At 43.9% G+C, this 17,661-nt stretch carries 19 protein-coding genes; 12 read left to right on the top strand and 7 right to left on the bottom strand.

Features of this window, described 5'->3' with window-relative positions; genetic code table 11:
* The first annotated feature begins 205 nt into the window (after positions 1 to 205).
* Both pgmB and ACG95_RS00785 read left to right on the top strand, forming a co-directional pair.
* On the top strand, positions 206 to 877 hold the full coding sequence (pgmB, locus tag ACG95_RS00780) for a beta-phosphoglucomutase (protein WP_047998659.1): 672 nt from the start codon (positions 206 to 208) through the stop codon (positions 875 to 877).
* A gap of 221 nt (positions 878 to 1,098) precedes the next feature.
* On the top strand, positions 1,099 to 2,442 hold the full coding sequence (locus ACG95_RS00785; protein WP_047998660.1) for a threonine/serine exporter family protein: 1,344 nt from the start codon (positions 1,099 to 1,101) through the stop codon (positions 2,440 to 2,442).
* Positions 2,443 to 2,508: 66 nt separating this feature from the next.
* Here the strand turns inward: ACG95_RS00785 and ACG95_RS00790 are convergent, their stop codons facing one another.
* Positions 2,509 to 3,924, bottom strand: coding sequence for a 4-hydroxyphenylacetate 3-hydroxylase N-terminal domain-containing protein (locus ACG95_RS00790; protein WP_047998661.1), 1,416 nt, complete (start codon positions 3,922 to 3,924; stop codon positions 2,509 to 2,511).
* A gap of 84 nt (positions 3,925 to 4,008) precedes the next feature.
* Positions 4,009 to 4,455, bottom strand: coding sequence for an ASCH domain-containing protein (locus ACG95_RS00795; protein WP_047998662.1), 447 nt, complete (start codon positions 4,453 to 4,455; stop codon positions 4,009 to 4,011).
* A gap of 152 nt (positions 4,456 to 4,607) precedes the next feature.
* On the opposite strand from ACG95_RS00795, the gene ACG95_RS00800 reads away from it, so the two are divergent.
* The 5 genes from ACG95_RS00800 to ACG95_RS00815 all read left to right on the top strand — a co-directional run bounded on the left by ACG95_RS00800 (position 4,608) and on the right by ACG95_RS00815 (position 8,611).
* Complete coding sequence (locus ACG95_RS00800) at positions 4,608 to 5,279, top strand: type 1 glutamine amidotransferase (RefSeq protein WP_047998663.1); 672 nt, start codon at positions 4,608 to 4,610, stop codon at positions 5,277 to 5,279.
* A gap of 186 nt (positions 5,280 to 5,465) precedes the next feature.
* Positions 5,466 to 7,460, top strand: a complete 1,995-nt coding sequence (locus tag ACG95_RS00805; RefSeq protein ID WP_047998664.1) for an elongation factor G — start codon at positions 5,466 to 5,468, stop codon at positions 7,458 to 7,460.
* 189 nt (positions 7,461 to 7,649) lie between these two features.
* Entirely contained in the window at positions 7,650 to 7,874 is a 225-nt protein-coding gene (locus ACG95_RS00810) for a hypothetical protein (protein WP_047998665.1), read from the top strand.
* 15 nt (positions 7,875 to 7,889) lie between these two features.
* Entirely contained in the window at positions 7,890 to 8,066 is a 177-nt protein-coding gene (locus ACG95_RS14975; protein WP_420324091.1) for a hypothetical protein, read from the top strand.
* Positions 8,067 to 8,107: 41 nt separating this feature from the next.
* Positions 8,108 to 8,611: a GNAT family N-acetyltransferase gene (locus tag ACG95_RS00815; RefSeq protein WP_047998666.1), complete on the top strand. Its 504-nt coding sequence runs from the start codon at positions 8,108 to 8,110 to the stop codon at positions 8,609 to 8,611.
* Positions 8,612 to 8,728: 117 nt separating this feature from the next.
* Here ACG95_RS00815 and ACG95_RS00820 read toward each other — a convergent pair whose 3' ends face one another.
* The gene (locus ACG95_RS00820; RefSeq protein WP_047998667.1) at positions 8,729 to 9,406 is read right to left on the bottom strand and encodes a type 1 glutamine amidotransferase domain-containing protein; all 678 of its coding nucleotides are present in this window, start codon (positions 9,404 to 9,406) and stop codon (positions 8,729 to 8,731) included.
* 5 nt (positions 9,407 to 9,411) lie between these two features.
* Positions 9,412 to 10,416, bottom strand: a complete 1,005-nt coding sequence (locus ACG95_RS00825; protein ID WP_047998668.1) for an NADP-dependent oxidoreductase — start codon at positions 10,414 to 10,416, stop codon at positions 9,412 to 9,414.
* 168 nt (positions 10,417 to 10,584) lie between these two features.
* Here ACG95_RS00825 and ACG95_RS00830 point away from each other — a divergent pair, with 168 nt between their 5' ends.
* A complete protein-coding gene (locus tag ACG95_RS00830) occupies positions 10,585 to 10,893 on the top strand; it encodes an ArsR/SmtB family transcription factor (RefSeq protein WP_047998669.1) in 309 nt (102 codons plus the stop codon).
* 96 nt (positions 10,894 to 10,989) lie between these two features.
* Here ACG95_RS00830 and ACG95_RS14570 read toward each other — a convergent pair whose 3' ends face one another.
* Positions 10,990 to 11,142 (bottom strand): hypothetical protein, encoded by a 153-nt coding sequence (locus tag ACG95_RS14570; RefSeq protein WP_173425497.1) that lies wholly within the window; start codon positions 11,140 to 11,142, stop codon positions 10,990 to 10,992.
* Positions 11,143 to 11,295: 153 nt separating this feature from the next.
* On the opposite strand from ACG95_RS14570, the gene pepI reads away from it, so the two are divergent.
* Positions 11,296 to 12,180, top strand: a complete 885-nt coding sequence (gene pepI, locus ACG95_RS00835) for a proline iminopeptidase (RefSeq protein ID WP_047998670.1) — start codon at positions 11,296 to 11,298, stop codon at positions 12,178 to 12,180.
* A 105-nt stretch (positions 12,181 to 12,285) separates the two neighbouring features.
* Here the strand turns inward: pepI and yaaA are convergent, their stop codons facing one another.
* The gene (gene yaaA, locus ACG95_RS00840) at positions 12,286 to 13,032 is read right to left on the bottom strand and encodes a peroxide stress protein YaaA (RefSeq protein WP_047998671.1); all 747 of its coding nucleotides are present in this window, start codon (positions 13,030 to 13,032) and stop codon (positions 12,286 to 12,288) included.
* A 186-nt stretch (positions 13,033 to 13,218) separates the two neighbouring features.
* Between yaaA and ACG95_RS00845 the strand changes: the two genes are divergently transcribed.
* Positions 13,219 to 13,650 carry a hypothetical protein gene (locus tag ACG95_RS00845; RefSeq protein ID WP_047998672.1) on the top strand — a complete coding sequence of 144 codons (432 nt, stop codon included), beginning with the start codon at positions 13,219 to 13,221 and terminating at the stop codon, positions 13,648 to 13,650.
* Positions 13,651 to 13,709: 59 nt separating this feature from the next.
* Here ACG95_RS00845 and ACG95_RS00850 read toward each other — a convergent pair whose 3' ends face one another.
* Positions 13,710 to 15,353: a peptide ABC transporter substrate-binding protein gene (locus ACG95_RS00850; protein WP_047998673.1), complete on the bottom strand. Its 1,644-nt coding sequence runs from the start codon at positions 15,351 to 15,353 to the stop codon at positions 13,710 to 13,712.
* A 654-nt stretch (positions 15,354 to 16,007) separates the two neighbouring features.
* On the opposite strand from ACG95_RS00850, the gene ACG95_RS00855 reads away from it, so the two are divergent.
* Together ACG95_RS00855 and ACG95_RS00860 are read left to right on the top strand one after the other, a co-directional pair.
* Positions 16,008 to 16,757 carry a hypothetical protein gene (locus ACG95_RS00855; protein WP_047998674.1) on the top strand — a complete coding sequence of 250 codons (750 nt, stop codon included), beginning with the start codon at positions 16,008 to 16,010 and terminating at the stop codon, positions 16,755 to 16,757.
* A gap of 100 nt (positions 16,758 to 16,857) precedes the next feature.
* Positions 16,858 to 17,619, top strand: coding sequence for an aminoglycoside adenylyltransferase domain-containing protein (locus ACG95_RS00860; protein ID WP_047998675.1), 762 nt, complete (start codon positions 16,858 to 16,860; stop codon positions 17,617 to 17,619).
* Positions 17,620 to 17,661 lie beyond the last annotated feature (42 nt).

Below are 17,661 nucleotides of genomic sequence, written 5' to 3' on the forward strand. Positions count from 1 at the left end.
GTTTACTAAACGCTAATAGATAGGTATAACATCGCCGATATCCCAGTATTGATGAGATTGTTATCATCTGAATAATTTAGTGATATTAGGCTAAAAATAATTATTTTGTGCAACCGATTGCATTAACGCAGTAAGCGCTTTATAATAATCTTTGGAAACGTTATCACGTTGATGAATATTAACAAAGATTATTAAGGAGAACGTCATGAGTAAATTTTCAGATATTAAAGGATTTGTTTTTGACCTAGATGGTGTGATTGCAGATACCTCGGTTTATCATTCACAGGCTTGGCATCAATTAGCCGATGAATTGGGTGTTGCTTGGAGCGACGAATTGGCTGACAACTTAAAGGGTGTTAGTCGAATGGATTCCCTGAACCTGATTCTTAAAACTGGTGGTAAAGAAAACGACTATAGCGAAGCGGAAAAAGTCGCCTATGCTGAAAAGAAGAATGCGAACTACCTGAACCTGCTGAAGGGGATGGACAAGACCGCAATCTTGCCTGGTATTGAAGCGTTTTTGACAGATCTTGCTGACCATGGCTACAAGTTATCGTTAGCTTCAGCATCTAAGAATTCACCATTAGTTTTGGAACAATTAGGTTTGGCTCATTACTTTGAAGCGCGGGTCGATCCAACGACTTTGAAACACGGCAAACCTGATCCTGAAATCTTTGCGCGTGGCGCTGAAGTTCTAGGTTTTAAGCCTGAAGAATGTGCTGGGATTGAAGATGCCAAAGTTGGTATTCAATCGATCAACGGTGCTGGTGAAACCTCTATTGGTATTGGCGACCCCACTGTTTTAGCGGGTGCAGACGTCAACTTTACCGCAACTAGTGACTTAACCTTAGCTAATATTGAAGCGGCACTAGCCTAAGCTTCTAACTGAATTATGATGACTGAGGCATCCAATCTGAATGAGATTGGGTGCCTTTTTGACGCAATGCGCGACTAGCAGAATGTTTCACGTGAAACATTCATAATAATTAGCAAGTCGATTCGATGGAGAAGAAAGTCACAACGGAACTATTAAAATGACGATAACTGGCTTAGAATGTAAAGAGACTTAAGTTTTTGGTAATCAACATGGAGGTAAATATGGATAAAAATAGTAAGCCGGCCGTGCCACTTTCACAACGTCATCATATGACGATTCCGTGGAAGGACTTCATTCGTAATGAAGATGCTCCGGCTAAGCATGCTAGTTTACAAGAACGGACCTCGATTGTTGGTCGAATTGGCATTCTAATGCTTTCTTGTGGAACTGGGGCGTGGCGGGTCCGCGACGCCATGAATCACGTGGCGCGTAGTTTGAACTTAACATGTTCGGCCGATATCGGATTGATCTCAATTCAGTACACGTGTTTTCATCACGATCGCAGTTATACACAAGTGCTATCGTTGCCCAATACCGGTGTGAATACGGATAAACTGAATATCTTAGAGAAGTTTGTTAAAGATTTCGATTCAGAGTATGCCAGGTTAACCGTTAGACAGGTACATACGGCCATTGATGAAGTTCAGAGCCGTCCTAAACAGTACTCGCCGTTAGTGCTTGGTTTGGCAGCAGGATTAGCTTGTAGCGGATTTATTTTTCTACTAGGTGGCGGGATTCCTGAAATGATCTGCACATTTTTAGGCGCTGGCCTTGGTAACTACGTTCGGGCATGGATGGGGAAACGTTCGCTGACAACCATTGCGGGAATTGCCGTTGCTGTGGCGGTTGCGTGCCTAATGTACATGGTGAGTTTTAAGACCTTTGAATACTTCTTCCAGATATTGTCCCAGCATGAGGCGGGATACATTGGGGCTATGCTCTTCGTGATTCCTGGCTTTCCGTTCATTACGAGTATGCTTGATATTTCCAAACTAGATATGCGCTCAGGATTGGAACGGCTGGCCTACGCGATCATGATCACCTTGATTGCAACGTTGGTAGGCTGGCTAGTCGCCACATTAGTTAATTTCAAGCCGGCTGATTTTCTGCCATTAGGATTATCGCCGATGTTATTGCTTCTGTTGCGACTACCGGCTAGTTTCTGTGGAGTCTACGGATTCTCAATCATGTTTAATAGCTCGCAGAAGATGGCCATGACGGCTGGATTTATCGGTGCGATTGCGAATACCCTGCGATTAGAATTAGTTCAGCTGACGGCAATGCCACCGGCTGCCGCTGCTTTCTGTGGCGCACTAGTGGCTGGTCTCATTGCCTCATTGATCAATCGTTACAATGGTTATCCGCGAATTTCGTTAACGGTACCATCAATCGTTATTATGGTGCCCGGGTTGTATATTTACCGGGGAATTTACAGTATCGGTAGTGATCAAATCGGAGTAGGCTCGTTGTGGTTAACGAAGGCTATTCTAATTATTATGTTCTTACCGCTTGGCTTATTTGTGGCTCGTGCGCTATTAGACCACGAATGGCGGCACTTTGATTAAATATTATTAGAATAAAGCTATTTTAAATAAAAAATCCGACAAATTTGTCGGATTTTTTTGTTTGATTTAATCTTTTAGCAAGTGATCAAGCATCGTATTGCCGGCTTGTAGGTCAGCATGCTGATAGTGCTGTGATCGAATCCGCATCGGATCGCCACCGTGATAATATTCGTACATCAGTTGACGCTGTCCAAAACCGGAACTCGTTAAATCAAAAGCTAGGTTGAGCAGTTTGGTACGTTCTTCGGCTGTTGCCCGGTCAGTTGTCAATGCCTGGGTAACAAGCGCTGAATTTTCACCAGTAAATTCGCCAAAGCCGGGGACGCCGACCATGGAACCAGCGGCGAGGTGTTGGGTGACTTTTAACGCTTCATCATAAAACTCTGGAAGGGTGGAACGAACGGCTTGTAAGGCTTGTAAACTCGGCGTGTAGATGCCGAGTTCATCTAGATGGCCCTGCTCTTCTGAACGATTGATCGTGCCCTTAATGAGTTCCAGATTAGCGGTAAGGCGGCCGAGTTTCTCCTGTACGCCCAGAAATCCGTCGAGTCCGAGGATGTGTGCCACTCGAATGGCAACGCTGGTGGCAAACTCTAATTTGGTGATACCCCTGACTTCATCTTGATGAGACGTATGAATGAACATCCCAGAGTCGATAAAGAATCGGTTACTCATCTCAACGTTGTTCTCCACAAAGACGTGCTTCCATGGGATAAAGGCGTGGTCAAAAACAATGTAGGCATCGATTTCGTCGAGTGCGTTACTTAATGGATAATCGTCCGTTCCATAGTCAGGGTGGTCGAGTAATTTACGACAGATAACTTTGACGCCAGGACTTTTGATTGGTGTTGCGAAAGCTACGGCGTAACTCGTATCACCCTTTTCCAGCAGCAACTCGGGCGGATTAAAGACGAGCAGCTCGTCGGCAATCGGTGCCATCGTATTGACCATTTTGGCTCCTGAAACAAAGATACCATCTTGATTGCGGTCTACTGTATGGACGCCAGCATAACCTGAAGGAATAGCATTGATTGCTCTTTGCCGGTCTAACTGTGGGTTTTGGAGTGCGTGACTGATGAAGACGTCATTAGCTTTGATCCACTGCGCATAACTTTTGGCATTAGCCGCGAAGTCAGTGTAACGGTTGCGACCTAGAAAGGCACTACGCTCTGCTAAAACGGCCATCCCAGTATTTAAAAAATCAGGAGTGCGTCCTAGCATCCCGTTGTTGCTCTGCGCAATTTCTTGATAGGCTTGATGTTTCTGTTGGAGATCAGCTAGGGTGCGGGGGACTTTAAAGGCAATATCATAGGTTTGCCTATCTTCTTCATAGGTATGTACTTCTGGGTGTTGCTGTTGCAAGCGATAATACTGGTTGTTCAGTTCCAATGTGCGGCGAAAGATTGGAATCGTTGAAACATTAATGCGTTGGCCATTCAGGTAAACGGCCCGGCCGTCATCGAGTTGCTCGATTGTATGCATGGAATTGCCTCCTTTGATTAAATCATGGTTATTTTTATATCATCATTTTTTAAATGGTTATCAAATTAAAATATTTATACATGGCTAATACGGGTAGACCACGTGAAAACGTTCCAAAACAACTTGCGCAGTATTAGGATTAAAGACTAAGCCATTCGCGCGGTATTCCGACGTAAAAAAAGCATCGTGAACGCGGCGCCAATAGGCATAAGTGCGATCGCCTTCACCTTCGAGATAGGCGTGAGTGGAATCAACCGCTAAGTAAGGACTAATCGTAACTTGGTCGGTAATCGTGACGCAGACGGGAACATTGTGACTGTTAAGAATTACGTCGTAACCACCAACTTCTGGTACTGGTTCATCCACTTCGTATAGGTCGTAGGCGCTAGTAGTGGCCGTTTTAATACCAGATAAGACTAATTGTGCCAGCGTGTCAGCTTCGGCACCGAATTGGTAAGCATCCCGCAATGGGGTATCTGCAGGCAAGTGTAGTTGGTGTTTAGCTTGAGTGAAAAAAATCTGTGCATCCATAAAATCCTCCAATGAGACCTAGTGCTTTTATTATAATACTAATCATAGGCGTATCGGCAGTACAATATGGCCGATATGTTATACTGACGTCATCTTGGGTAATTGCAGGCGATACCCAGTCCAAACATTGCCGTTGGTAGAAAGGATCACTAATGCGCGTTAATGTCTTACAACATACCCCTAATGAGGGTCCTGGTATGATTGCTGATTGGATTCACGCCCACGGCCATACGATGTATGTGTATCACCCATACCAGTTTGGTCAACTTCCAACGGCTGATGAAACGGATATGCTAATTATTCTCGGGGGACCGATGAGTCCTAACGATGATTTGTCTTGGATCAAGCAAGAGCGAGTCCTGATTCAACAGCTATTGGATCGTGATACGCCGATGTTCGGGGCTTGTTATGGCGCTCAGCAGATTACTAAAACATTGGGTTATCCGGTAACGAAAGCGCCAGCTAAAGAAGTTGGCTGGGAACCGGTCTATCGGCAATCAACGATCATTTCCGCTCTGCCAGCAGAACTCAACGTCTTACATTGGCATGAAGAGATGTTTGCAATTCCAGCCGCTGCGACGTTATTATTTTCTAGTGCGGCGGTTAAGAATCAAGGGTTTGTGATGAATCATCGGGTGGCAGGGATGCAGTTTCATTTTGAACCACAAGCGGATAATGTCCGTGAAATGGTCGTAAATGATGGTGCGTATATTGCGGGATCGGTGTTGAAGCAATCGGCGACTGAAATTTTACAAACACCGGTGCCGGAAGAAAACCAGCAAGCGTTATTTGCTATTTTAGATTATCTAACAACTGAAAATTAGGAAGCAGCATCACCGATATTTTTATCGGTGGTGCTTTTTGTTTAGAAAACTGAATTTAATATGATGTTTGGATAAGCTCGTTTTAACCAATATTGAAGCTTATTGCCGAGTTTATTCGTTCGTTATGGCGATATAACCGGTATACTACAAGTAACGAGAATTTTACGACAGAAGGAGCCAGAATAGATGAAACAAATTGTAGCGGGCATCGTCGCCCATGTCGATGCTGGGAAAACAACACTCTCCGAAGCATTGCTCTACCGTTCGGGTGCGCTGCGGCAACTGGGACGAGTCGATAATGGGGATGTCTTTTTGGATACGGATGACTTGGAAAAGCAGCGGGGGATTACGATTTTCTCGCACCAAGCTAATCTGAAGTACGGTGATCTGGAGTTAACCTTACTAGATACACCGGGACACGTTGATTTTGCGACTCAGACTGAACAAGTATTGAGCGTCTTGGATTACGCGGTGCTGGTCGTTTCAGCAACGGATGGTGTCCAAGGCTATACGCGGACGTTATGGCGATTATTGGCGCGCTACCATGTGCCGACCTTTATTTTTGTGAATAAGATGGATGCGCCGGGGACGGATGAGGCGCAATTATTGAGTCAACTGCAACAAACCTTAGCTCCCGGTTGTGTGGGATTTAAGTCGGCAAACGGCGATAAGCCAGTATTGTCAGATGATACGATTGAAAATATTGCGATGCAAAATGAAGACGTGTTAGCTGATTACTTGGAAACCGGTGAATTAGCTGATGAGACGGTACGCCAGATGATTCAACAGCGCGAAATCTTTCCATGTTACTTCGGTGCGGCCCTTAAATTAACCGGTGTCGATGAGCTAATGGCGGGATTCGATAACTGGACCATGTCACGGGAAACGACTAACGAATTTGGCGCGCAGGTCTTTAAAATCACGCATGATGAACAGGGTGAGCGTTTAACGTGGGTCCGGGTCACGGGTGGTTCGATCAAACCTAAAGACCTGGTTCTAGCAGAACAAAAAGTTAATCAGTTACGCCGTTATAATGGGACGAAGTATACGACACAGCCGGAAGTTATGGCCGGCGATGTTTGTGTGATAACGGGATTGACAGGAACTTATCCGGGACAGGGATTGGGTCAGGCAGCGGATGCACAACAACCGGTGATGCAGCCGGTCTTAACTTACGCGCTAGAGCCTCAAGAAGCCGATTTACACGCTTGCTTAACAGCTTTGCGACAACTGGAGGATGAAGACCCACAATTGCACGTAACGTGGTCAGAGCCGTTACAGGAACTACGTGTACAGGTTATGGGAACGATTCAGCTCGAAGTTTTGCAACAGTTATTGAAGGATCGGTTCCAATTGACCGTTAGTTTTGGCACGGGAAGTATTCTGTACCAAGAAACGATTACTAAAGCAGTTGAAGGTGTCGGGCACTTTGAACCGTTGCGACACTATTCGGAGGTTCATCTGTTACTAGAACCAGCACCGCTTGGCAGCGGCTTACAATTTGCGGCTGATTGCTCGCTCGAGACTTTGGGACGAAATTGGCAGCATCAAGTTTTAGCTAATTTGCAGGCTAAAACTCAGTTAGGTGTTCTTACTGGTTCACCGTTGACGGATGTGAAAGTCACGCTCGTTACTGGGAAAGCCAGCATTGTTCACTCAGTCGGCGGTGACTTTCGGGAAGCTACTTGGCGGTCATTGCGGCAAGGACTGATGATGCTTAAACAAGATGAGGCGTGCCAATTGCTGGAACCTTGGTACCGGTTCCGATTAGAAGTTGGGCAAGATCAAATTGGGCGGGCAATGAATGATATTCAACGTATGCAGGGGCAATTTGATCCTCCCGTTGCCAACACTAGTGTGGCAACGGATGGGACGGCACTGACCACTTTAACCGGCTTAGCACCGGTTGCGGAAATGCAGTCCTATTCGCAGGAAGTGCGGGCGTATACACATGGTCAGGGGCAATTAGAGTGTCTTGTCGACGGTTATCGACCTTGTCATAATGCGGCTGAAGTGCAGGAAGCGGCACAATATGTACCGACAGCTGATTTAGAGAATACACCGGACTCCGTTTTTTGTGCACACGGTGCGGGTTATCCGGTAGCTTGGGATCAAGTGCCGGCGATGGCGCACGTGCCGTATCGGTATACGGCGGCGGAATTAGCTGCACTAACTGAATAATATGTAGTAGCTAAATGATGAAGCATCACCGGAAAATAACCAATTCGGTGATGCTTTTTGATGTTTCACATGGAACATTAGCTAAGTTAAATCTGGTCGTTAGTTGGTCCGTTAATTTTGCGAACAGCATAAAATATGGGAAGCCGTGAATAATTTCTAGTATAGTCGGAGAAAAACGGGGAGTGAAAGATGATTATTCGAACAGTAGCACCCAAAACGGTAGAACCATTTTTAATAATGATTCTTGACCGACAACGACAAGAACAATTAGCGTTAGATCAGGTGTCTATGCGAGTAACTAAAGGATTAGCGATGTATGATGGCCAGTATCTTGTTGGTGGGTTATTGATGCATCAGATAGACAAGCAGGTAAAAATAACCACTTTAGCAGTGCTAGCAAATTATCGCCATTAAAAAATTGGATCGCGGTTGCTGGAAGTAGCCGAAGCTTGGGCGCGACAACAAGGAATTATCACTAGTACGCTCTCAACGCGAAGCTACCAAGCATTGGGATTCTATCAACAGTCAGGATATCAGCTCTATGGACAACTAGCAGATGTGCCACTTGAGGGTATTACCACATACTATTTGTATAAAAGGTTGTGAACCGCTAATATGAATATAATTTAAGGAAGGGGGCTGACTAGATGACTCATGATTATCAAATCGTAAATGCGCGGGCGAACAGTGATTTTAATGAGATTCGACAATTATATTATGATACGTGGCAGTCAGCCTATCGCAACTTGTTGCCAATATCCTATTTACAACAGCTTACACCGGCCACGTGGCATCCAGAACGTCGTTGGCAGAATATGTTATTGGCAACAACCATGTCAGGTAAAGTCATAGGTGTATGTAGCTTTGGCCCAGCTCGGCATGCAGCTCGAACTGGCTGTGGCGAACTGTATTCCATCTATGTTCAGGCAGACTATCAAAGTCTGGGTGTCGGACGGCAATTGATTGAACAAGCTTTACAGCGATTGCAACGTAACTTCACCCAAATTTATTTATTGGTATTAGCTGATAATGTGCGTGCCCAACGTTTTTATCAGCGCTGTGGCTTTCAGGATACCAGACAGATATACGTTGATCATGCGCCATTTGGTGATTTACGTGAACAGATTTTCGAATGGCAGGTGAAACGATAAAAAGCATTTAGGATTTTAAAGTAGGTCACAATTATTTATTGAATAATTGTGAGACACTTTTCCTAAATGCTTTTTGGTTGCAATAAATTGAAAAAAGATTGCTAGTGAGGCTTGTTATTAAGCCAACGCACTAACTAATTGTTTAGCGACCGCTCGAACTGAAAATGGGTTTTGACCAGTAATCAATTGGCCATCGCGTACAGCATATTCACGATAAAAGCGGCGTTTTTTAAAATGAGCACCGTGGGCCGTAGCTGCTTGTTGGTTGAGAAAGGGAACGACTCGTTTTTTGCCCGCAATGACTTCCTCAGTAGCTGTGAAACCCGTAATCTTCTTATCCTTGATTAAGTAGTGGTTAGTCTGATCTTTGACGTTAAGAAGACCCGCAATACCATGACAGACGGATGTAACGTACCCGCCATTGGCATAAATGGTACGGGTAATGGCTTGGAGTTCGGCGTTGTCGGGGAAATCCCACATAACACCGTGGCCGCCTGTATAATAGATGGCACTGTAATCAGTCGGTACAATTTGATCTGGTCGGTAAGTATTAGTCAGGGCGCGTTCGATAAAGTCTGAATTCTCATAGATAGCCATGATAGCTTCATCGGTGTATTTCATACTACGTGGATCGAGTGGTACGAAACCACCGTGAGGACTGACATAGTCGACAGCGATGTTGGCGCGTTGCATTTCATCAACAAATTCCGCGGCTTCACCTAACCATAAACCGGTGGGGTCAGTGGTGCCACCGTAATGAGCAACGTTAGTTTCAACGATTAAGACTTTTTTCATGAAATTCACTCCTCAGCTATCCTTAAAATGATCTTACCGGTCGCCCGGCCAGAATACGAATATTGTAACGCTGAATTAATGTCTTTAAAGGGCACAACTCGGTCGATAATGGGTTTTAAAGACTTGTGCTCAATGAGGTGTCGCAAAATATCGAGTTGCGCGCCGCTGGGTTGCATAAAGAGAAACGTGTAAGTTGCTTTAGTCTGTTTTTCAAGTTTGCTGAGTCGATGCGTCAGCAACCCGAATAAGTGTTGCTGCCAGTGGGGAACGCCGTACGCTTTACTGAAACGAGCATTAGGTAGTCCAGAGATGCTAACAACTTGGCCACCTGGTTTAATAATTTTAAACGCGTCTTCTAAGGTTTTTCCGCCACGAGTATCAAAGACAAAGTCATAATCTGATAAAACATCGGCAAAATTTTGTTGGTGATAGTCAATGACAATATCTGCGCCGAGGGACTTTACGAGCTCAAAATGCTTCGCGCTCGTCGTGGTTGCAACGGTGGCACCTAGATGTTTGGCAATTTGAATGGCAATGGTACCGATTCCCCCAGAGCCGCCTTGAATGAGCACTTTTTGCCCGGGTTGAACTTGCATGATGTCATGGAGCGCTTGATAGCTAGTTAAACCGACTAGTGGAACGGCAGCGGCTTCTTCGAAAGTTAAATTGTGGGGTTTAAACGCAATTGCAGTAGCATCAATTGCGATATATTCAGCAAAGGTGCCAATCCGATTTTTAGGAGCTCGGCCGTATACCGCGTCACCAATTTGAAAATTAGTTACTGAGGGGCCAACTGCAGTGATTATACCAGCAAAGTCACTGCCTAGAGTGAGCGGCAGTTGATATTTTAGTAAGACTTTTAAGCCGCCATCCTTAGTTTTGAGGTCAATAGGATTAATGCTGGCAGCGATAATCCGGACTAAAACGTCATTGGGTTGAATTATTGGTGTTTGAACGTCGGTAATGACGGGATATTCTTGTTTGTATTTTGTAATAACGGCAGCCTTCATTGGTAATTCCTCCATAAGCGTTTAAATGTTTAACATCTTGAACGAACCATGCCAATGATTCTATGCTGTTGCTTACAAAAAGTCGACGATTACTATTTGACTTTCGATAAGGGCGAGCGTTAAATGGTTTAAGAACATAAACGCTGATGCGTGAAAGGACGTGATCTTTTGGCAGAACGAACAATGGAAATTTTTAAAGCAGGGGTGCCAATTTTTACGATGTTGCAAGATACGAACCGGCAACAAATATTAGTGATGCTGTGTAAGACAGATCAAATGACAGTTAATCAGATTACGGCGCAATTATCATTGTCACGTCCAGCAATCTCACATCATTTGAAATTGATGCTAGATGCAGGGATTTTAGCAGTGAACCAGATCGGTACAGAACGATATTATCGAGCTAATATGGATGAAACGCTGACGTTATTGAAGGACCTGGCGGCGTCATTAGAAGCAGATATTGCTAGTAAGTAAATGAATATTTATACGCTTTATAAGTTAATATTTCGATATTAAAAAGTAGTGATTGGCATTTTGAACCGATCACTACTTTTTTGTTACTGTTAGTTATTAATGGAAATCAATTTGATGTAAGTTTGCTGGCATACTTCCTGTATGTTGTCCGATAGTACCGACATGCATTGCCTGAGCACCTTTAATAAAATGAGCGCCAGTTGCCGTGATTAATCCGATTCCCAAGATTGTGATAACACTCAATGTCATAATTAAATCACCTGTCTCTGAATTATTTACGCCTTAATTACAGCGCTTACACAATTGTCGTCATTTGATTCAGATTAGAATCAACTAAAGATTCACTTCTCAAAAAATAGGTAGTGGTTATAATGGACTTAAACAAAGCGGAGGTGAGTGTACTTGGATATTCAGGAAGGTTATATGCCATTTCGTGGCTATCAAACTTATTACCGGGTTGTTGGTCATTTGCAATCGTCCAAAATCCCATTATTACTGTTACATGGTGGACCGGGTTCAACGCATAATTATTTTGAGGTTTTTGATCGCTTTGTCGAAGAAACTGGACGGCCTGTTATCATGTATGACCAGTTGGGGTGTGGTCGGTCTTCAATGCCAGATAAGCCGCAATTGTGGCAAGCAGAAACGTGGGTCGCCGAGTTAAAAGCTTTACGAGAACACTTACAGTTAACACGAGTTCATCTATTAGGACAGTCATGGGGTGGCATGTTGGCCATCATTTATGGATGTGATTATCAGCCACAAGGATTGCAAAGCTTGATACTTGCAAGTACCTTGTCATCAGCATCGCTCTGGGCTCAAGAACAGCATCGAATGATTAAATTAATGTCAGCGACTGACCAAAATGCAATTGCTGCGGCTGAAACCCAAAATGATTTTACTGATACGGCTTATCAAACGGCCAACCAGCACTTCATGGAACAGCATGCTGCCGGACCAATTACGCTAGCTGATCCTGAATTTTTACGACGTGCTAAAAATGTGGGTGTTGAGTCTTACCATGTCGCGTGGGGGCCTAACGAATATTGCCCAACTGGAACGTTAGCGGACTATGACTATACTCAGAAGTTAAGTCAGTTACGGGTGCCAACGTTAATTACTAGTGGCACCGATGACTTATGTACGCCGTTGATTGCCAAGACGATGTATGATCAGCTACCAAATGCTGAGTGGACTTTATTTCCACATAGTCGGCATATGGCATTTATTGATGAAACAGCAGATTACTTTGAAAGATTGCAGGAATGGTTGGTGGTTCATGATTAATGTCGTAAAATTTTCTAGTAATTATTTCCCGGGAAATTAAGTGAGTGTGTAATGAACATAATTAAGATAAAAAACATCTGACTAGTAATGTAGTCAGATGTTTTTTTAGTGTTGATAGATAAAAACTAGCCGCTTGGCAGAAGAGCGTTCCTCAGAAAACTGATAATCCGGGTGATCAAAGCTCTTGATTGCTGCAACATCATGAATTTGATGCTCAGCTAAAAATCTAACCATCGCGCCGCGTGCCATTTTAGCTAAGGTTGCTTTAACTTTGAGCCGATCGTCAATGATGCTGGCAAAGACGATATCAATAAAAGGCTGGTTAGGTGCAAGGTAGGGCGTGATTGCCTTGGCATACTCTTGGGAAGCTAAGTTAATAATTGGTTCTGGCTCGGGTGTTAAGGATTGATAAAGCTGACTATTCCAAAAAGTGTAGAGGTTGTTGGCGTCACCAATGGTTAACTTTGCCTGCATCTCTAACCGATATGGGACGACGCCATCAAAGGGACGTAAAATACCATAAAAACCGGATAGAATGCGAAGATTATCTTGAACGTATTGCAGGGCAGCCTCCGTAAAAATATTGGGGGCCATGTATTGGTATTGAATCCCACTGTAACTTAATAGTGCTGGCGTTAAGTGTTGATGGAGGTCTAGTTGCTGTAACAAGTCGTAATTAGGCTGCGCAATTTTATCGCTGCAGTGCCAGAGTGACTTTATTTCAGTGTAATTTAATTGACGTAATCGTTGTAGTAGTTGTTCCGTTTGAGCTAAGTATTGTGGTGTAGTGTTGATAGGGAACGAGTCCTGATCGACAAGCATTTTTTTAGCTGGGGCGATAATGATTTTCATGGGGTCACTACTTTCTACTGCTTGAATTGGTGTTAATGAGCTATTGGCTTGTTGCTAAAATACATCGCCCAATAGTGTTAGAAGATAAGTGGTTTTTATTAGTATATCACAAACCTATGTTCCCCTTTTAGAAGGATTGCGGTATAATTAAACTAATAAATTCGATATTAAAGGGGTCACGTCATCATGGACATTTCAGGCTTAAAACAGGTCGCTGGTACAACGAATAAGATTGCACTTAGTACGGCATTGAATAGCGAAGCAGATGTCAAAATTGTGAATTTTGTCTGGTATGAAGAACAGCCAGATACGTTATACTTCTCATCAGTTAACACTAGTCCCGCTTTGAAGATTTATGAGCAACAGCCAGACATTGCTTTCATCACTATTCCAAATGATGGGACGCCTAATAATCCGTATCTCCGTGCGCAACACGTTCAATTACGGCACTCGGATAAAACGATGACCGATTTGTTACCTCAATATTTGAAGACCATTCCGAATTACCAACAGGTTTGGGATGCAATCGGCAAGACACTAGTAGTTTTTGAATTGAAATTAACCGATGTCTATGTTGATGCGGGTGTTGGTCAACCAAAAGAAACGTTACATTTCTAAATAATAAAAAGACTTATCCAGAATTTTTATTCATGGATAGGCCTTTTTTTGACTATTTATTACTTAACGTACGCCGTTCGATAATCGGCTGCACCGCTAAAGTTATTGTAGGTGACACCTTTGAGTTTTGAGTTAACTAGGACGTGAGAGCGGCCATCATACAGTGGTGTCACAGCCTGGTCATTAGCCGCTGTCTGAGCCGCTTTGACTAAGTCCTGATACCGCGCCGTGGCATTTAACGCATCCTTGCCGTCAGCATCCTGCATGGCCTGATCAAAGGTCTTACTTTGATAGTGGCCCATGTTGGAATTGCTGTCGCCGGTCAAAATCGTGAGCGATTGTGAAGGATCTGCGTAGTCCATGCTCCAGCTCGTCAGGTTCATCTGGAATTCACCCTTGGAGACTTTGCCAATCATGGCAGTGAATGGCATCGCCTTGATGGTCACTTTTAAGCCGGGTAAGTGACTTGTGAGCTGGCCTTGAATGAACTCAGCCGCTTGGTGGGTGACATCATCGTCACCGCAAGTAATCGTTAAGGTGAGGTGTTTGCTGCCAAGTTCTTTTTGAGCCTTGTGATAAGCAGCCTTAGCAGCCGTTAAATCATAGCTAGTGGTTCCTTTGACAGTAGCATCGTCAACAAAGTCAGCGCCCGTCTTGGGGTTCTTAGCCATATTACGGACGGCAAAACTGGTAGCTGGAATTGAACCGTTCGCGAGAACTTTGTTAGTCAGTTGTTTCCGATTGATCGCCAATGAAATTGCTGTTCGGAGATTCTGATTAGCCGCTGTTTTGTCGTGAAGGTTATATTGGATAAAGCCAATTCGACCACCAGCCAATGTTTTCAAATCTTTGTTATTTTGATTTTGAACGTTTTCTTCGCCGCTTAACGTAACGGCGTCTAACTTTTTAGCTTGATACAGATTATAAGCGGTCGTGTTTGATTTCAAGACTTGGTAATTGATGCGGTTGAGTTTCACCGTTTGATGAGCTCGGTAAGTGGGGTTCTTCTTCAAAGTCCATGAATTGTTGGTCCCAGTCCAGCCTTGGAGGGTGAATGCCCCGTTATAGACGGTTTTGGCTGCTGAGGTACCGTATTTGTTACCATACTTGTTCACGGCCTGCTGACTGACAGGGTAGAATGTCGCGCCGGCTAGTATCTTTTTGAAATAGGAGACGGGTTTGCTTAACGTAATCTTCAGTTGATAGTCGCCAACGGCCTGAACACCAAGCGTCTTAGGCGATTGCTTACCGGCCGAAATTGCGTCGGCATTTTTGATGTTAGTAAATAGATAAGTGAATTCTGACTTAGTTTTAGGGTCAACCGTCCGCTCCCATGAATAAACGAAGTCGTGAGCAGTGACTTTTTGGCCGTTGCTCCAGCGACCATCGTGCCGTAGATCGATGGTATAAACGTGACCGCCATCTGAAACGGTTGTTTTAGTGGCGAGGGCGTTCGTGGCCTGACTTTTACTATTCAAACGATAGAGTCCTTCGTCGATTTGAGTCAGTTGTGTGCTTGAGACGCCATCGGTCATTTTAGCTGGGTCGAGGGTCATGATACTGGAACTGGTTGATAGGCTAATACTTTGCGATTGAGTGGCCTTAGCTGGATGTGAAGACGATTTAACGGCGAAGGTGATGCCACCAATAATGGCAACGCCGCCGATGGTTAATAATAGTTTGTGTGATGTTGATAAGCTCATGATATAACTGTCCTCCAAAAGTAGTGTCGTGTGCGGTTAAGTTAATCATTGAGCGTTGCCATCGTGTGGATACCATATATTTCACCCCGTTTTAAAGTCAAAAAAACCGTCCTTAATCAGCCAATGCTGTTGTTAAGGACGGTTTTACCCGCGGTGCCACCTTAATTAAGCTCACACTAGTCCAAAAAACTAGCTGTGAACTCCTCTTTACAGGGAACCAACATTCCCCTGACAACTGACGTATGTCACACGTCTTTCCGTACTCTCAGCACGCTGATTTCGGAAAAGCCCTCGGTGGTCCATTTAATTATCTGCGTTCGGCCATACTCTCAGCAACGATGACTCTCTGTGCGGGCACGATAATCTTGATCTCCACCTCATTGGTTTATAAGGACGATATTTTGTTGAGAGAAGTATACTGCTTTTGAAAATCAATTGTCAAGGATGAAAATAAAATTGATGACTCAAAATGAGTAGAGCATTATTTTCAGGAGTTGAAAAAGGACAGCTTAAAGTCAGGCCAATTCACTAAAAAATATAAGCTGAGTACGAGTGTTATTGTGACTAATAACTTTTAATTTAGCCGCGTAAAATTTATAATGATATCAATAGCGAAAGCGAATACATTTAGTGGCTGGTTGAGGAGGCTGACGTATGAATTTTAGAGTAGTGGCAGGATATTTTGGTGAGTTCACGGATGAGGCTAAGCAAGCTAATCTGGACTTAGACGTAATTGGGATTACGTTTCAATATCAGTGTAATTTAGTTTTTCCAGAAGGTGCAGGTCCCAATTTTGGTATTAAAACGGACCATCAAGCCATTGACGTTTTTGATGCGTTACGAGTGGGCTACGATGGCTATAAGGTGCAAGCAGGGTTAGTACACGCAATGGGATTGGTAGATTATCAGCTGATTGGCGCGCGTTATGAGTTGAATTCACATGACTTTCGTGAGGTTGAGTTGGCTGCGCTGAATACTAACTTAGAAACGATGCCAGGGCTGTTAGTTCAGGGGCCGATGCCGGTGCACTATGTGACTTATCATCGGACGACTGATCCGGTGGCACAAGCCGGTTTTAGTGGTAACTGGGAGATTGGTGACGGCAGTGGCTTTCGCCAGTTGAGTGCTGATTTTGATGAAACCGTCCGTACCCCATTACTTGATTTAGCAGTGGTCGTTGATCAAATCGGCCAGAAGATACAGCAACAATCAGTAGGCAATATTCGCTTAGCTAAGGGTGTCCCGGACCATTTAATTGATGATACGCATCATGCTGAAGTGAAGGCGTGGTATGATTTAACGCAACAGACAGATGATACTGAACAAATGCTAGAGAGTATTCAGGATGCGTGTGAGGCCAATGATAAACTGTTGGCAGTGTTGACTCGTATTTATCCGGGATAATGGCTAATGTTTCACGTGAAACATTGTAGCCTAGATTGATTGTTCAGATTATCCGGTGTGTTGATTTGATACAAATAGCAATCTAAGGTGGGGTGTAAGCGTGCAACGAACCGAGCAATTATTACAGCTTTTAAAAACGACTTATCAGGATATTTTAAAAGCCAATCTGGTTGGGATTTACCTTCATGGGTCTTATGCATTGGGATCCTATAACGAAAAAATTAGCGATCTCGATTACGTGGTAGTTGTTCATCATCAATTAACAATCACTGAAAAACAGCAACTAATGACGGTTACGCTCGATCAGTTATGGCCGTTAGCACCACAAAAAGGGTTGGAATTTCATGTCTTGTTATTGTCTGCGACACAGCACTTTATCCACCCGTGTTCGTTTGATTTTCACTTTTCGAAATATCATTATCAACACTACCAGCGCAATCCTGAACGTTACTTACGGGAGATGCAAGGAACTGATCTAGACTTAGCGGCCCATTTAACGATTATGCATGCAGCCGGACAAGTGCTAGTAGGACCGGCCATTGAGGAAGTCTTTGGTCCAGTTTCTGCCATTGATTACTGGGACAGTATAAAATTTGATGTTGAAAATGCGGCTATCGGCATCCACGACCAGCCGATGTATACAATCTTAAATCTGTGCCGAGTGCTTGCTTATCGTCAGGATGGTCTTATTCTATCCAAACAGACGGGCGGTGAGTGGGGACTAGCTCACTTACCAGTTCAGTGGCAACCATTGATCCATCAAGCGCTGAAGAGCTATGCTGGTCAAGTATCTGACGAACAGTGGTCGCTAACAGAATTACAAGATTTTTCAGATAGTATGCTGCAACGTCTGGGCCTTTGAGAAGCGAGGTTCTGTAGAATGATTTGTGATCACTTAAATTAA

Source organism: Lactiplantibacillus herbarum (assembly GCF_001039045.1).
In the GTDB taxonomy this organism is placed as follows: Bacteria; Bacillota; Bacilli; order Lactobacillales; family Lactobacillaceae; genus Lactiplantibacillus; species Lactiplantibacillus herbarum.

Bases quoted from the DNA above. Each gene is read 5' to 3' on its own strand.
- ACG95_RS00790 (WP_047998661.1), bottom strand. From the start codon at position 3,924: ATGCATACAATCGAGCAACTCGATGACGGCCGGGCCGTTTACCTGAAT.
- ACG95_RS00810 (WP_047998665.1), top strand. From the start codon at position 7,650: ATGATTATTCGAACAGTAGCACCCAAAACGGTAGAACCATTTTTAATA.
- pgmB (WP_047998659.1), top strand. From the start codon at position 206: ATGAGTAAATTTTCAGATATTAAAGGATTTGTTTTTGACCTAGATGGT.
- ACG95_RS00815 (WP_047998666.1), top strand. From the start codon at position 8,108: ATGACTCATGATTATCAAATCGTAAATGCGCGGGCGAACAGTGATTTT.
- ACG95_RS00850 (WP_047998673.1), bottom strand. From the start codon at position 15,353: ATGAGCTTATCAACATCACACAAACTATTATTAACCATCGGCGGCGTT.
- yaaA (WP_047998671.1), bottom strand. From the start codon at position 13,032: ATGAAAATCATTATCGCCCCAGCTAAAAAAATGCTTGTCGATCAGGAC.
- ACG95_RS00825 (WP_047998668.1), bottom strand. From the start codon at position 10,416: ATGAAGGCTGCCGTTATTACAAAATACAAACAAGAATATCCCGTCATT.
- ACG95_RS00820 (WP_047998667.1), bottom strand. From the start codon at position 9,406: ATGAAAAAAGTCTTAATCGTTGAAACTAACGTTGCTCATTACGGTGGC.
- ACG95_RS00800 (WP_047998663.1), top strand. From the start codon at position 4,608: ATGCGCGTTAATGTCTTACAACATACCCCTAATGAGGGTCCTGGTATG.
- ACG95_RS00805 (WP_047998664.1), top strand. From the start codon at position 5,466: ATGAAACAAATTGTAGCGGGCATCGTCGCCCATGTCGATGCTGGGAAA.
- ACG95_RS00795 (WP_047998662.1), bottom strand. From the start codon at position 4,455: ATGGATGCACAGATTTTTTTCACTCAAGCTAAACACCAACTACACTTG.
- ACG95_RS00855 (WP_047998674.1), top strand. From the start codon at position 16,008: ATGAATTTTAGAGTAGTGGCAGGATATTTTGGTGAGTTCACGGATGAG.
- ACG95_RS00785 (WP_047998660.1), top strand. From the start codon at position 1,099: ATGGATAAAAATAGTAAGCCGGCCGTGCCACTTTCACAACGTCATCAT.
- ACG95_RS00845 (WP_047998672.1), top strand. From the start codon at position 13,219: ATGGACATTTCAGGCTTAAAACAGGTCGCTGGTACAACGAATAAGATT.
- ACG95_RS14570 (WP_173425497.1), bottom strand. From the start codon at position 11,142: ATGACATTGAGTGTTATCACAATCTTGGGAATCGGATTAATCACGGCA.